Source organism: Candidatus Woesearchaeota archaeon, assembly GCA_030651135.1.
Classification (GTDB): Archaea; Nanobdellota; Nanobdellia; order Woesearchaeales; family JACPBO01; genus JACPBO01.
The window spans coordinates 12,493-25,377 of the sequence record JAUSCS010000006.1 but is presented as its reverse complement, the minus strand read 5'-3'; the positions used below and the strand labels follow the sequence as shown (position 1 = coordinate 25,377).

The window sequence follows — 12,885 nt, the reverse complement described above, 5'->3', positions numbered from 1 at the left end:
AATTAGCTCTATTATTCTGCCTGTTATGCTGTTTTCAGAATTTTGTGCGCCGCGGACGGGACTCTCATCTCCGAAAGAGTAAGAGTTTTGAACCCGCATGTCTTGAGCAGACACTTGCTTTTCAGGCAAGCGCTCTACCTGATTGAGCATCCGCGGCTTTACACCATCTTGAAAAAATCCGAAAGATTTATATACTTTATCATCAATCTCATTATTGTCTTGGGCAGATAACTTTACTTGATTGAGAGATCCGTTTTCTTTATTTTTTTCAAAAGATTTATATACTTTATCATCAACCTCATTATTGTCTTGGTCAGATAACTTTACTTGATTGAGGGATCCGTTTTCTTTTTCCTCAAAAGATTTATATACTTCTTTATATGCGCTCTTGTTCGATAAAATGTCAAACATAACAATATCGGTCTTGCCAGAAGTCAAAGATGTAATGGACAGATTTCCAGAATTCAACTGGTCTGAGTTTGTGACAAGGCGTATAGAAGATGAGCTTGAAAGATTATCTAAATCTAAAGACTTTGCTTCAAGATTTAATTGAGTTATATCTGCTGTTGTAACATTTTCTTCCACAACCTCGATCCTTACATTGCTTATATCAAATGATAGAGGAACCTTTTCAACAATTGCGCCATTATAATTCTTATTCGCTTTTATTATAAGGCCCACATTATACGCAGCAGGCGGCCATATCCTTGTCGGTCCGATTCTTTCAATGTCAAAGTCAACAGAAGGCATAACTGTAAAATTATCCATTAGATTTCTAATGCCATTATAAGTCTCTGCTGTCAAATTCATAATATAGATGCCAGGAACATTCACAGCATAATCCGCAATGTAATCCGGCAGAATATTGTCGCCGTATTTATGGCAGTCAGGAGTTCCTGTTATTCCGCCATTCTCTGTTGAAAGCATTGTTTTAGTTCCGGAAGGGTCAGTTATCTCAAGCCATAACTTAGCATTGCAAATAACATTTCCCGCATCTCCCAAAACACCGATTCCAAGCTTTGCTGTTTCATCCGGCAGATAAATTGACTTGTGCGTGTTTATGGCCAGAACTCCCCATGTGAAATCCTGGCTGAATATTGTTGTTTCCCCGCTTCTTGTGAAATTGACTTCCAAGCTGTAAAGCCCTGGCCTGAACTGCCTTGGTTTTACAACATTGAAGGAGAATTTGCCTTCTCTTAATTCTTCAATCTCAACATCAAAGCTGGCTTTTTCATTGTTTGAGCTGTAAATAACACTCGCTTCTACTGTTTCGTTTTCAGCAATCCATTTATTGAGTTTTTTATCAAAGTTTTTCCTGTTTAATGATCTGCCTTTTTCAATCAATTCAGTCTCATTAACAAATTCAAGCTCAAACTCTGCGTTTTCAGCGGCCTTGAAACTATTTTCAACCTCGGTTTTATGGAATTTTTTAATTGTGATGTTTATTGTTTCTAAAGCAGGGATTGTTTCATTCGTCATATTGGAAACATTGCCTGTTGTTTCGTTCAAGACTGCTTCAAAAACATTGTAATTTATTGAAGAAATCACTAAACTAGCATTCTCCAATTCGGCGATCAACGATATTTCGCTTGCGCTTACATTGTTTAAGAAGCATGTTTCAGCACATTCAAATTCAAAGCCCGTAATAACAGAAGGGTTTACGATTATTGTAATTTCCTTTGTTGTAAGCTCTTTTCCGTCGCCTGCAAATAAGATGATTGAGCTGTTCCCTGAAAATTCAGGCTTTGGCATTACAGTCATCAAAGAAATAAAATTATCAATAACAACGTCTAAATTCTCGTTGCTTGAGCTAAGATGAGATATTGTATCGTTATCAGCATCAAAGAAATAATTGCTCAGATTAAGGGTTAAAAAGCTTCCTTGATCAACTAAAAATGATGAAGCTTCAGAAATCCATACTGGCGGATTGTTTATTGTAATATTTTCAGTTTGGTTTAAGTGCTGCGTTGTATTTTCAATATATTGCCCGCCCTCATCAGTTAAATTTTCTAAAACAACATTTCCGGTTATTAAATTATTTTTATTTTCCAAGCTATTATCAAAAATTAAGTATTTTTCATCATTGACTTTTAAATAAACCCGGACAACTCCGTTTCCGATCACATTCCCGCTTATCTTCAAAGAAGAAAGCTCCCCTGGATTCTGCAGCGCAACAGCCTGCTCAGAGCTCTGCCTTATTGTAAGGTTGAGATCCTGCGAATATTCTCCATGAACAACTGCAAATCCTGTTATGGAAGGATTTATTAAAACAAAGAGCCTGAACAAAGCAACAGAAACCAAGATCAAAATGACAAGAATATTGCAGAATTTTACAAGCCTTCTAACATGAAGAGCGTTGCCTCTATTTCCAGATTGCTCTACCTCCTTTTTTTCTGCGGCGTTCAATTTACTCAATACTACTTTGTAAGTAGTCTATATATAAAGATTTCTATTTTTGGCTTAATATGTAAGTAAACTACATCAGCAGGTTGATTTGGCTAGAGCTAGCAATTTCTAAAATGTCGGAAATTTTCCACCAGTTTAAAACTGGTGGCTGAGAGCCAATCTCCATTCAGATTGTGGAAAATTTCTGAGCATGCTCAAGAACCACCATAATGCTGTAAATGATGGCAACATTCCACCCATCTCTGATGGGTGGTTCTTGACAAAGCGGAAGATTTAAATATATGAACACATTACACATATCAAACGTAATATGTTGGAGGTACAAAAATGGTAAGCATAACTTTAGCTGTCCCAGAAGATATAAAACACGAGATGGACGCTTTTCCAGAGATGAATTGGAGCGAAGTAGCCCGGCAGGCAATAAAAAGAAAACTATCTATGTTGGAGAAATTCAAAGAATTTACAAAAGATAGCACTCTAACTCAGGAGGAAGCGTTAGATCTAGGCAGGAAGGTCAGCGAAAACGCAATGAAAAGGCACAAGGCAAGATGATTCTTCTTGTGATAGATGCAAATATACTGTTCTCTGCCCTGATTAAAGACAGCATTACCGCAGAACTCTTATTCCAAGAGGGGATTGTTTTGTCTACCCCTGAATTCATTATGCAAGAATTCCTAAAATATGAAGAAGAGATATCAAAGAAGACTTCAAGGACAAAGGAAGAATTCATACAAATTATGCATATGCTGAAAGATATAATTGCCATTGTTCCAAATGAAGAATATTCTGGGTTTATGGATGAAGCAGAAAAAATTTCACCAGATAAAAAAGATATAATGTACCTTGCCTTAGCATTGAAATTAAACTGCGGAATCTGGTCTAATGACAAGAAGCTAAAATGTCAAGATAAAGTAAGGGTATATTCAACTGAAGACCTGATAAAAATTGTGAATGGATGAATTTGAAACCTGCAATGGAAAATTCCTGCATTTTACTTTCACAGTGCTTGCCAAGAAACAATACGATAATGTAGTTATTCTTAATATGTAAGTAAATAATCATAAAATAAACACTAAATTTAAATAAACTATCCCAATATGTAAGTTAAATATACAAAAAAATAAGAAAAAAATCCTATTATGTAAGTAGCTGCCCCTTTATGGCATCAGTGCATCTGAACAGATCAGTGTATGCTCCTTCATTTGACTCAGAGCCGCTTCCCAGTTTTCCCTGATTTGAAAGTCTAAAAATCGTATCGCTAAATGAGTCTAGCTTTCTTATCGCATTAGTAATCTGGTCTCTACCTAATGCTGAAACTGCTCCGTCAAGCTTCGCTGTAAGCGTATTCTTTGTTCCTTTGGCCATTATAGCGTTATCTATTGCAGTTATCATATCCTTGATATTGCTGCTTGCATCAGCATAACCTCCGATTATTGTCTTGCAGATATCGCAGGCGTTTCCATGTCCATCTTTGTCTGTATCTGACTGGTCTGCATTAGCAATAGCAATGCAGTTGTCGCATACATCACCAATTCCATCGCCATCAACATCTGATTGGTTTACATTTGCCACAATCCTACAGTTATCAGAGATATTTGTAACACGATCAATATCCGGAACACGATCATTATCGTCATCATCATCGCAAGCATTTCCCAGTTTATCATCATCAGTATCTCTTTGGTCTAGATTGGCAGCACCAGGGCAGTTGTCGCATGCATCTCCTACACCCTCCTGGTCTGAGTCTGATTGACCAGCATTACTTGCGCTAACGCAGTTATCATTGGAATCTGCTATTCCGTCATTATCATAATCCTTTACAGTTCCTGCTGTGCCATATGAGCTGAAGCTCGTTGTTGTGCCATAAACAAAATTATTCACTTTATCCACGCCGGTATCCTTTGATTCAGTTAAGCTGCCGTTAGTGGCAACAGAATATAACTTTAAGCTGCTCTCATCGATGCTTGCAGCTGCAAGCTCATCATCTGTATAATATATTTTTATGGTTGCATTGGCCATAGCCAGCAATATTGCAGTATCCGCTTTTATTTCAACGTACTTGTTCAGCTGCGACACTCCAACTGCCAGATCTGTCTGCTGCAAAAACTCTGAAATATTGATATTGCCTGATACGCTTTTCAGCAATTGTGAATTCGGAGTTATTTCCACTATAACATCAGAATTTGCGCTTGCATCTATTGTTGTTACAGCGCCTGAATTAAGCGTAATGCTGCCTTCGTATGTTGTGTCTGATTTTAACAACCCAATGACATTTGTGCCTCCAACTGATGTTGTGCCTGTATAAACAATGCCATTTACAATCGAAGGGGTGGAATAAACATCTCCTGATGCCGTATCACTCCATAATAATTTTCCATTCAGTGTGCTGAAAACATTGATTTTACCTGAATCAGCTCCGCTGACAAACACCTTGCTGTCGGCAATAGAAACAGGGCCTCCGATGCCGGATGCTATGCCTTCAGACTGCCATAATACTTCTCCCGATGACTCGTTGAACGCAAACACATAGTGGTTATTATTGGACTCGTCTCTCGATGCAATTATTACTTTATTGGCGTAAACAGAAGGCATGCTATTGATGAAATGCTGGCCAATAATAGGAAGATCTGTCTTCCATAAAAGGCTGCCATCCTTCGTGCTCAAAGCAAGCAAATAGCCTTTTCCGTTTATGCCATATGGATTTTCAGCTCCTATGAAAACTTTGTCATTGTGAACAGAAGGCGTATTTCTTATGTTCATTCCTGATGGAAGCGAATAAACCCACTTGAAGTCAGATCCTGTTATTGCAGTCTCGTCTAAGGCTGCAACTGCGCCGCTTGATGACTGAGATATGCTCTCTCCGCTAAAATAAAGCGTTCCTCCTGACAAAGCCGGGCTATACATCGCATCACCGCAAACAGTGCAAGCAGTCTTGCTTAATAGTATATCTCCATTGTTGATGTCGAAAGCATAAATCATGCTCGGCCTGCCTCTTGTTGTTGCCCAAACTCTTCCATTGCTGATAACAGGTGAGAATTCAAACGAGCCGCCCAATTTGTCTGGTTGGATCCAAATCACTGTTCCGTCTAATGTGTTTCTGCAATAAAATATATTGCCTCCGCCATGGCATATTGTCAGGCCGTCATCACTTACTGTAGGGGTGGCTTTAGGGCTGCTCAAATTAAAATCAACAGACCATATCTTGGCATTTGTTGCAAGGCTGAATGCATAAAGCGTTCCTGTTGTAAAAATATTATTGGCATCAAGCTGCCCTGCAACAACATACATCACATTGTTCTTTATAACCGGAGTTGACTCAACATAATCACCTGCTGTAAGCGCAATGCTGTCTGTCAGCCCAACTGCGCTGTAAAGATCATAATCCGGAGCAAAAGAAACTGCCCAGCTGTTTCTTGCGCTGTCATGCCCGAATGTGGGCCAGTCATCAGCCAAAATAAAACTAACATTCAACATAATCAGCACTAATAAAGCTAAAGAAACTATTGTTTTTCTCACCAGACCACCCCGATATGCATTATATTCTGCTTAAATCGATCCTAATTTATATAAATTTCTATTCTGCAATAGTTATTAGTTAAAAACACAATTTAAACATATGACTGGTGGTTTTCGATAGAAAATAATTTTATTTATTAATCAGCCTCTCCATTCTCTGCGAATGCAGTATCCTGCCCAAAACTTTCAGGAATTCCTCGCTCTGCTCTAAAGGTATGGTGATGGAATGCTCATGAACCCATTCATTTTCAACTTTTTTATTTTTCTGTATCAAAAGATACCTCCCAAATTCATTCTCTAAAATATCAAACCATATTGTCCTGTTGTTATAATCCAGCTTTTCAAAATCAAGGTGCCGGATTCTGTGGTTGGGGTAATAAACTTTTGTAACTCCAAATTGCTTCATATAAATCTCGTTCTCAAGAATCAGCATCTCCAAATGCTTCTCAATAGCCTTTCTAGAAAACTTCGTACCCCTAACTATATGAGTCATAGTCAAACCCTTAGGGTTATTTTTAAGAAACTCAATAATCCTACGGTGTATTATTTTTTCTCTTTTTGCCGGGTGCATTTCCATAACCATCATTAAGAACCGAAAGATTTATATGTCAGAAATATACCATCAGTCTATGATTGACTGATAGACGAAGTCCAAATCTCTTTTGTGATTATGGTATATTTCTGAGCATGCTCAAAAACCACCTAATGCTACAAATGGCAGCAACATGCCACCCGTCTATGATGGGTGGTTTTTGACATATTTATTGTTCTCTATATTGGTTACCAACTATGGTAATTAATAAATTACTGCACGACATATAAAAAACAAAGAGTAAAATGGCCGAGAATGGCCAAAGACACTAGACTCAAAACAATTAGCGTTAACCCACAAAGAAAGTATTGTTCAACTAATATATAAAATTATCGGTAAAGCCGAGGTGGTCGAGTCTGGCTTAAGACGCTGGACTTATGATCCAGTTAGCGTTAACCCACAACGCTATGAGGGTTCAAATGCTAACTGTAGGGGTTGCTGAAAATCCCTCCCTCGGCGCCGTAAATATGTCAAAAATTTTCCACCCGTTTTTAACTGGTGGCTGAAAGCCAACTTTTTTCGCTTATGGAAATTTTTGAGCATGATCAAGAACCACCTGATGCGGTGAATCGTAGCAACATTCCACCCGTCTTTGACGGGTGGTTCTTGACATAATTGAAAATGAAAATAACTTTCCAAAACATAGGCTGGAAAAGCAAGATAACCCAAAAAAGAGCTACTTTGAGTATTTCTATCAACAAGTTAGTTGCGATTGGATGTGGTTTGGAAAAAGGCCAGGCATTGTACTGTTATTTGGCTAAAGATAAAGATAACCGACCGGCCATATTAATCTATTTAGACCAAAAAGAGAAGTGTAAAGGGCGTGTAGCTTAGTTTGGAAAGAGCATCTGTCTGACTCACGGATAGATTCGGGTTCAAAAGCCCTTTTAATATCAGGGGCTGGCAATCCCGACACGCCCGCACTAATATACACTATAAAACATAACTAATATTTAAATGTTGCGGGCATGTTTTTACACCCACCAAAACATACGTACCATTTATTTAAGTAAGTTGTTTATAACAAAATGTAAATTAAGAGAGGCTGATAACATGAAACTTGGAGAAGCATTAAGCAAATTAAAGAAAGAAAAAAGCAAATTAGCAAGACTAATATTGCTGAGAAAAGAAAACATCTATGCGGAAGAGGGCAAAATGTCGGAATTTTCCATCTAGTCTGTGATTGGTGGCAAGCTTTGCTTCTTTTGTATGAATCATGAAAATTCTGAGCATGCTCAAAAACCACCTGATGCGGTGAAACGAAGCAACACTTCACCAGCCTATGAATGGTGGTTTTTGACAAAACGAAGTTTGACCCAAAGAAGCTGTCTGTAGAAATCGACGACAAAATTGAAGAAATCAGGAAGCTAAAGATTAAGGTGCAAAAAACCAACCTGGATACAGCAGTTAATGGAGAAAAGATAACATTGGCTGAAGCAATAGTTAAAGTTAATGATATACGGAGCAAACTGGCTCATTTAAGCTCTTTATTTGAGAAAAGAAGAAGCTATATCTTCAGAGACAAAGATGAGAAAGAAATGACAGCTCAGCTCGATGAGCTTGAAATAGAGGATGAAATGGAGAAATTAGAGATTGAAAAAGTACAGCTTGATAATAAAATACAGATGACAAACTGGACAACTCAATTACGCGATTAAGCTTATCTATCTCAGATAGGTAAGATTGCCGGCAGTTTTGAGGGTAAGCATGGGCGTGCAGGATTTGTCTTATGCCAAATCTGTGATTTGCGTATAGGGTAAATGCTGTACACAAACACCATACAAAAATGGACAATGATGGGATGTGATGCCTTACAGATAAAAGCTTAAAGATTACTATTTAAGGATCACAGCTTAAAGCTCATATACCTGTGCTTTTCCCTCTTAGCTGTTGGCAATTTATTATTCAGGAACATCATTTCTGCGAATAACACCGCCAGACTTAATGTTCGATCTCATTAAAAACCGAAAGCAGATTCTCTGTCTCGCCGCACGCCACGTCGGCGCTGACGAGCCGGGGGTTGTCCCTTACGGGGTGGCGAGTAGGACAAATCGAGCAAAGCGAGATTTGACCGTCAGAGCCAATGTGGTGGCGTGCGGCTATGAGGTCTAAAATTTCACTTTACAAAACCGAAAGCTTTATTAAAAATGGTAATGACATTGTTAACAGAGGTGTTTTATGAAAAAAAGAGGACAGGCCAGCACAGAGTATATGATAATCATTGGCTTTGTTGCGCTTGTTCTGATCCCTCTCATTGTAATCTTCTACAAGCAGGGCGCTTCCACAAAAGACCAGATCACAACTAGCGAAGCTGACCAGATCGCAAAAAAGATAACTGATGCTGCTGACTCTGTTTATTATATGGGCGAACCGTCAAAGATGACATTGAAGCTCTATATGCCTGAAAATGTCAAAGAGATAAGCTTCAGCGGAAGAGAGATAAGATTCAAGGTTGCGACTGCCAATGGCATGACAGATATAACATCAGTTGCAGCCACAAACATGATGGGCAGCATAGACAACAGCCAGGGAATAAAATTCATTGTTGTTGAAGCGAGGGGGGATTATGTATGGGTTGGAACATAAAAGCCCAGGTGGCAGCGGAGTTCATTGTTTTTGTAGGCATTGGATTTATCATCCTGCTGATTTTCCTTGTTTCTTCAATAGAAAAGATGAAGGAATTCAATACAGAGAAGGAGTTTATCTTGTTGAAGGATGTCGCATATAAGGTCCAGAATGAGATTGTGCTGGCTTCTATTGTCAATGACGGCTATATGAGAACATTTAACATTCCAGAAAGGCTTGAGATAGCAGACTATACTCTTTCAATAACAGGAAGAACGCTTATTGCGCAATCCGCTAATTATGACTATGTGCTTCAGCTTCCTGATGCAAACGGAACTTTGGCCAAAGGGAATAATACAATAAAAAAAATCGGCGGCATTGTACAAATAAATTAAAGATGAATAATAAAAAAGCGCAAACATGGTATGGGGATTTCATGATAGCTATCGCCCTTTTTGCAATAACAATGATCATCTACTATCAGTATGCAAGCAGCATATCTGTTGAGAATAAAAATGCGATAAAGGACCTGCTGCTCGATGCCAAGGCAATTTCATCCTCCCTGATAGAGGAAGGATATCCTGCAAACTGGAGCACATTCGATGTCAACAGAATAGGGATTACAGACGGAAATTACAGGCTGAAGCAGAGCAAGATAGATTCATTTGCCGCGCTGGATTACAGCAGGTCAAAATTTCTTCTTGGAATAAGTAGCGATTACTTTGTTTTTTTTGAGGACAAGTACGGCAATGTGCCGAGGCTTAATGAAACATGCGGAATCGGCAGCCCGCAAGTTACTATTGAAGTTGTGAATATAACCGGGCCGTGGGTTGTTGGAAATGCAAAATGCCTGGTAAATATGAGCAATACAATGGCAAAAAATATTGCAAAGGTTGAAAGGATTGTGCTTTACAATTCGAGCTTATTGAAAATGGTGGTTTATTCATGGAATTAAAAAAGAAAGGTATTTTTTTCACAATAGATGCCGTGATATGTTCAAGCATAATTATCCTTGGCATAATAATATCATCATCTTTTTACATCCGCGATATTCCGAAAAGCTCTGCTGAATATCTGCCGTATGACCTGCTGAACGCTTTGTCTGAATTGAAGATTTACGAAATCAAGGACAACAATACTTATGTAAAGAGCTTAATTGCGAGCAATGATGTGAGCGACCTCAACAGCAGCATTGTTGAGCAGATCGGCGAGCTTTGGTCTGCAAACAAGAGCGGCAAAGCCGCAAACCTGACAAAAAACATCATTGACAGCTTTATTGAGAATAACACAGGATATGCGCTTTATATAGGCGGAGAGAAGATCTATGACAGAACAGCAAATTACAGCATCAGCCTGGTAAGCGCGAAGAAGATAATTTCCGGGATTGCAAAAAATGTTGCAATAAAAGGGTATAATGCAAGAGCAAATGCTGCAAAAGTGAGAAAGAACGTCACTGAAGTCTTTGCATTTGAGCCAGAGGGAAGCGCGCATTCCACAGACAAGGTTTTCATAACAAAAAAGATTTACCTGAATTCAACCAATATAAAAAATGCAACTTTCTACTGGTCAATGCATTACGGAACAAGCCAGTCAAACCAAAACAATGTCAAGGTTAATGGCTGTGAATACAGCAAGGATGATTTTATTCAGCTTGATTACCAGGATGCCGGAACAACTCCTGATACGCATATGTTTTTCGGCATGAAAGAAATTCCATTAAGCTGCCTTGAAAGCGGATGGAATGAAATAAGAATAACATTGGATGCGCAGGCAGCATGGCACACTCATCTTCATCCCGGAACACATCTTATTGTGAAATATCAGACAGATTACATTGGAAGCGTGAGCAAAGAGGTAACAAAAAAAGCTTATTTTGACAATATAGAAAGCCAGGCTCATGGACAGCCGGAAAGCTGCGCATGGGCGATAATGCCCCTGCTGAAGCCAGAGTATATGGGCTTCAGGAGCGCAACGCTTTACATCCACGGAAAAAGCATCTACAACAAAGCAAACAAAGACAACATACAAATTTATGTAAACAACAAGACGCTTGATCTTACAGACCCGCCATGCAATACAAACAATAACTGCGATTTTGAAAAAACATATGACATAACGAACAACTTAAGCTACGGAACAAACACAATTGCTGTTTATTTAAATTGTTTCCCGGACAATGATTTCTGGGGCGATGACAGCACAGTGCTTTACTCTGATCCGCAAAATGACCCAAGCCAGTCATCTTATGTTGAATACAGCTATGACCTGAATGACCAAAAGCTGCAGTACGGCAAGATAGATCTGCTGGTTGCTGAGAAGTTTATGACGCAAAAAAGCACAAATGTTTTGTACCAGAAATATTTTGACGGCGACAGCGTGGTTGATGCCTCCCTCAGCCTGGTCGAGCTTGAAAGCAGCAATTTGACTGCAATAGTCAATGGCCATCAGATTTTCAAGACGCCAATGCCTGGCGCAACGCCATCTTCGCTTTACATTGATCCGAATTACCTGTTTAATGGAACGAATGCAATAAGCCTGTCAGATGTCTGTCCCATCTGCTATATCTTAAATGAAACTTTGTTCAGCTATAGGATTCTCGTTCCATCGATTGTCGGATATGGCAGCACATTTGCAACAGAAGACGAAGCTGTAGCTGATGCAGTAAGCAGGCTGAGAAATATTTTGGGCAGCAGTGTCAGCGCTGTCGAAATAAACAATGAAACAATAAGCATAGGTAATGTTCCAAGCTTATGGGGCCCGACAACAGTTGAGGTGAGAGTATGGCATTGAAGAAGAAGGCCATATTTTTCACAATAATAGCTATTCTGCTTGTCGGATTAATTTTAGTTTCTTTTTCGATAATCAGCGGATATAAGCTGAGGGACAGGATGGCAGTAGTGGAAACAAGGATAAGCACAATGAACAGCTTCATAGACGATGCTGGCAAGGACATGGGGCGCGGGCTTTATATTTCAGGATTCAGGTCAATACTCGGGATGGAGCAGTTTATTGTAACGCGCGGCGCATTTATAACAAATGCCAGCTCAGCATTCAGCGAGCTGATGATTAACGGGAGCTACAACGGCACAGAAATAAACATCATGGAAGGCTCGACATTTGTTGACTGGATGAACAAAATAAAGGCAGAAGCCGGAAAAATAGGCATAATAATGGATTTTACAGTAAATGAAATTAAAATTTACCAGCAAGAGCCGTGGTTTGTCGGCATTGACCTTAACATAACATTGAATATAGCTGATGAAAGGAACACAGCCAAGTGGAGCAATGCAAAATATGTCACAACAAAAATAGGCATTGAGGGGTTTGAGGATCCGCTTTACAATATATACAGCTATGGAAGGGTTACGAACACAATTGCCAGGTCAAATGAAACTTATTTCAGCGATGCTGAGCTGATAGGCCATCTGCTCAATTCGCGCTACATTGCGTCAATAACAGCTCCTAATTTTTTAATGCGATTGGAGGGAAAATTCAATTCAGATGCAAGCGGGATAGAGAGCCTTGTCAATTTAGGGGAGTTCAGCGCCCAGGAAATCCCGATCTATGCAAGAAGCGGGGTGGATTATTTGTATTTCAGCAATTCAACTTTGCCTTACTGCACTGTGAATGAAACTGCGAGCAGTTATAGCTGGTTCAAGCTTGACAGCGGGCATCTGAGCACGTACAGCGCAGCTTGTACAGGATAATTATGTTTATAATATAAACAAAAATCAAATATTCTGGTCTATTGGTTTATGATATAAACAGAAGTACATTTTTTATAATATATTGATTCCTGAGAGAAT

At 39.1% G+C, this 12,885-nt stretch carries 15 protein-coding genes and 3 tRNA genes; 15 read left to right on the top strand and 3 right to left on the bottom strand.

All coding sequences use genetic code 11. The annotated features are described in order from the left end of the window. Positions 1-47: 47 nt before the first annotated feature. A tRNA-Phe gene (locus Q7J54_00465) sits at positions 48-157 on the bottom strand. Positions 158-400: 243 nt separating this feature from the next. Between Q7J54_00465 and Q7J54_00460 the strand changes: the two genes are divergently transcribed. The 6 genes from Q7J54_00460 to Q7J54_00435 all read left to right on the top strand — a co-directional run bounded on the left by Q7J54_00460 (position 401) and on the right by Q7J54_00435 (position 3,365). Further along, the gene (locus tag Q7J54_00460; GenBank protein ID MDO8740028.1) at positions 401-553 is read left to right on the top strand and encodes a hypothetical protein; all 153 of its coding nucleotides are present in this window, start codon (positions 401-403) and stop codon (positions 551-553) included. 312 nt (positions 554-865) lie between these two features. Then, the gene (locus Q7J54_00455) at positions 866-1,042 is read left to right on the top strand and encodes a hypothetical protein (GenBank protein ID MDO8740027.1); all 177 of its coding nucleotides are present in this window, start codon (positions 866-868) and stop codon (positions 1,040-1,042) included. 249 nt (positions 1,043-1,291) lie between these two features. Further along, the gene (locus Q7J54_00450) at positions 1,292-1,531 is read left to right on the top strand and encodes a hypothetical protein (GenBank protein MDO8740026.1); all 240 of its coding nucleotides are present in this window, start codon (positions 1,292-1,294) and stop codon (positions 1,529-1,531) included. Between the two features lie 69 nt (positions 1,532-1,600). Further along, entirely contained in the window at positions 1,601-1,819 is a 219-nt protein-coding gene (locus tag Q7J54_00445; GenBank protein ID MDO8740025.1) for a hypothetical protein, read from the top strand. A 914-nt stretch (positions 1,820-2,733) separates the two neighbouring features. Then, positions 2,734-2,958, top strand: a complete 225-nt coding sequence (locus Q7J54_00440; GenBank protein ID MDO8740024.1) for a hypothetical protein — start codon at positions 2,734-2,736, stop codon at positions 2,956-2,958. Then, positions 2,955-3,365 (top strand): PIN domain-containing protein, encoded by a 411-nt coding sequence (locus tag Q7J54_00435; protein ID MDO8740023.1) that lies wholly within the window; start codon positions 2,955-2,957, stop codon positions 3,363-3,365. Before Q7J54_00440 ends, Q7J54_00435 begins: the two co-directional genes overlap by 4 nt. Positions 3,366-3,543: 178 nt before the next feature. On the opposite strand, the gene Q7J54_00430 is transcribed toward Q7J54_00435, so the two are convergent. Together Q7J54_00430 and Q7J54_00425 are read right to left on the bottom strand one after the other, a co-directional pair. After that, positions 3,544-5,922 carry a PQQ-binding-like beta-propeller repeat protein gene (locus Q7J54_00430; GenBank protein ID MDO8740022.1) on the bottom strand — a complete coding sequence of 793 codons (2,379 nt, stop codon included), beginning with the start codon at positions 5,920-5,922 and terminating at the stop codon, positions 3,544-3,546. Between the two features lie 130 nt (positions 5,923-6,052). Further along, positions 6,053-6,508 (bottom strand): hypothetical protein, encoded by a 456-nt coding sequence (locus tag Q7J54_00425; GenBank protein ID MDO8740021.1) that lies wholly within the window; start codon positions 6,506-6,508, stop codon positions 6,053-6,055. A gap of 346 nt (positions 6,509-6,854) precedes the next feature. Here Q7J54_00425 and Q7J54_00420 point away from each other — a divergent pair. The 9 genes from Q7J54_00420 to Q7J54_00380 all read left to right on the top strand — a co-directional run bounded on the left by Q7J54_00420 (position 6,855) and on the right by Q7J54_00380 (position 12,786). Continuing rightward, positions 6,855-6,973, top strand: a tRNA-Ile gene (locus Q7J54_00420). Between the two features lie 360 nt (positions 6,974-7,333). After that, positions 7,334-7,435 (top strand) — tRNA-Val (locus Q7J54_00415). Positions 7,436-7,567: 132 nt separating this feature from the next. Next, the gene (locus Q7J54_00410; GenBank protein ID MDO8740020.1) at positions 7,568-7,690 is read left to right on the top strand and encodes a hypothetical protein; all 123 of its coding nucleotides are present in this window, start codon (positions 7,568-7,570) and stop codon (positions 7,688-7,690) included. A 110-nt stretch (positions 7,691-7,800) separates the two neighbouring features. Then, positions 7,801-8,172: a hypothetical protein gene (locus Q7J54_00405; GenBank protein ID MDO8740019.1), complete on the top strand. Its 372-nt coding sequence runs from the start codon at positions 7,801-7,803 to the stop codon at positions 8,170-8,172. Between the two features lie 520 nt (positions 8,173-8,692). Continuing rightward, the gene (locus Q7J54_00400; GenBank protein MDO8740018.1) at positions 8,693-9,100 is read left to right on the top strand and encodes a hypothetical protein; all 408 of its coding nucleotides are present in this window, start codon (positions 8,693-8,695) and stop codon (positions 9,098-9,100) included. Then, positions 9,085-9,474 carry a hypothetical protein gene (locus Q7J54_00395; protein MDO8740017.1) on the top strand — a complete coding sequence of 130 codons (390 nt, stop codon included), beginning with the start codon at positions 9,085-9,087 and terminating at the stop codon, positions 9,472-9,474. The genes Q7J54_00400 and Q7J54_00395 overlap by 16 nt, the downstream gene beginning before the upstream one ends. Positions 9,475-9,476: 2 nt before the next feature. Next, entirely contained in the window at positions 9,477-10,034 is a 558-nt protein-coding gene (locus tag Q7J54_00390; protein MDO8740016.1) for a hypothetical protein, read from the top strand. Continuing rightward, on the top strand, positions 10,025-11,869 hold the full coding sequence (locus Q7J54_00385; GenBank protein ID MDO8740015.1) for a hypothetical protein: 1,845 nt from the start codon (positions 10,025-10,027) through the stop codon (positions 11,867-11,869). Before Q7J54_00390 ends, Q7J54_00385 begins: the two co-directional genes overlap by 10 nt. Continuing rightward, positions 11,860-12,786 (top strand): hypothetical protein, encoded by a 927-nt coding sequence (locus Q7J54_00380; GenBank protein MDO8740014.1) that lies wholly within the window; start codon positions 11,860-11,862, stop codon positions 12,784-12,786. The genes Q7J54_00385 and Q7J54_00380 overlap by 10 nt, the downstream gene beginning before the upstream one ends. Positions 12,787-12,885: the final 99 nt, after the last annotated feature.

What these genes read in the sequence shown, in the direction of transcription:
- Q7J54_00425 (MDO8740021.1), bottom strand. Translation starts at nt 6,508, where the DNA reads ATGATGGTTATGGAAATGCACCCGGCAAAAAGAGAAAAAATAATACAC.
- Q7J54_00380 (MDO8740014.1), top strand. Translation starts at nt 11,860, where the DNA reads ATGGCATTGAAGAAGAAGGCCATATTTTTCACAATAATAGCTATTCTG.
- Q7J54_00405 (MDO8740019.1), top strand. Translation starts at nt 7,801, where the DNA reads ATGGTGGTTTTTGACAAAACGAAGTTTGACCCAAAGAAGCTGTCTGTA.
- Q7J54_00400 (MDO8740018.1), top strand. Translation starts at nt 8,693, where the DNA reads ATGAAAAAAAGAGGACAGGCCAGCACAGAGTATATGATAATCATTGGC.
- Q7J54_00435 (MDO8740023.1), top strand. Translation starts at nt 2,955, where the DNA reads ATGATTCTTCTTGTGATAGATGCAAATATACTGTTCTCTGCCCTGATT.
- Q7J54_00410 (MDO8740020.1), top strand. Translation starts at nt 7,568, where the DNA reads ATGAAACTTGGAGAAGCATTAAGCAAATTAAAGAAAGAAAAAAGCAAA.
- Q7J54_00390 (MDO8740016.1), top strand. Translation starts at nt 9,477, where the DNA reads ATGAATAATAAAAAAGCGCAAACATGGTATGGGGATTTCATGATAGCT.
- Q7J54_00460 (MDO8740028.1), top strand. Translation starts at nt 401, where the DNA reads ATGTCAAACATAACAATATCGGTCTTGCCAGAAGTCAAAGATGTAATG.
- Q7J54_00440 (MDO8740024.1), top strand. Translation starts at nt 2,734, where the DNA reads ATGGTAAGCATAACTTTAGCTGTCCCAGAAGATATAAAACACGAGATG.
- Q7J54_00385 (MDO8740015.1), top strand. Translation starts at nt 10,025, where the DNA reads ATGGAATTAAAAAAGAAAGGTATTTTTTTCACAATAGATGCCGTGATA.
- Q7J54_00395 (MDO8740017.1), top strand. Translation starts at nt 9,085, where the DNA reads ATGGGTTGGAACATAAAAGCCCAGGTGGCAGCGGAGTTCATTGTTTTT.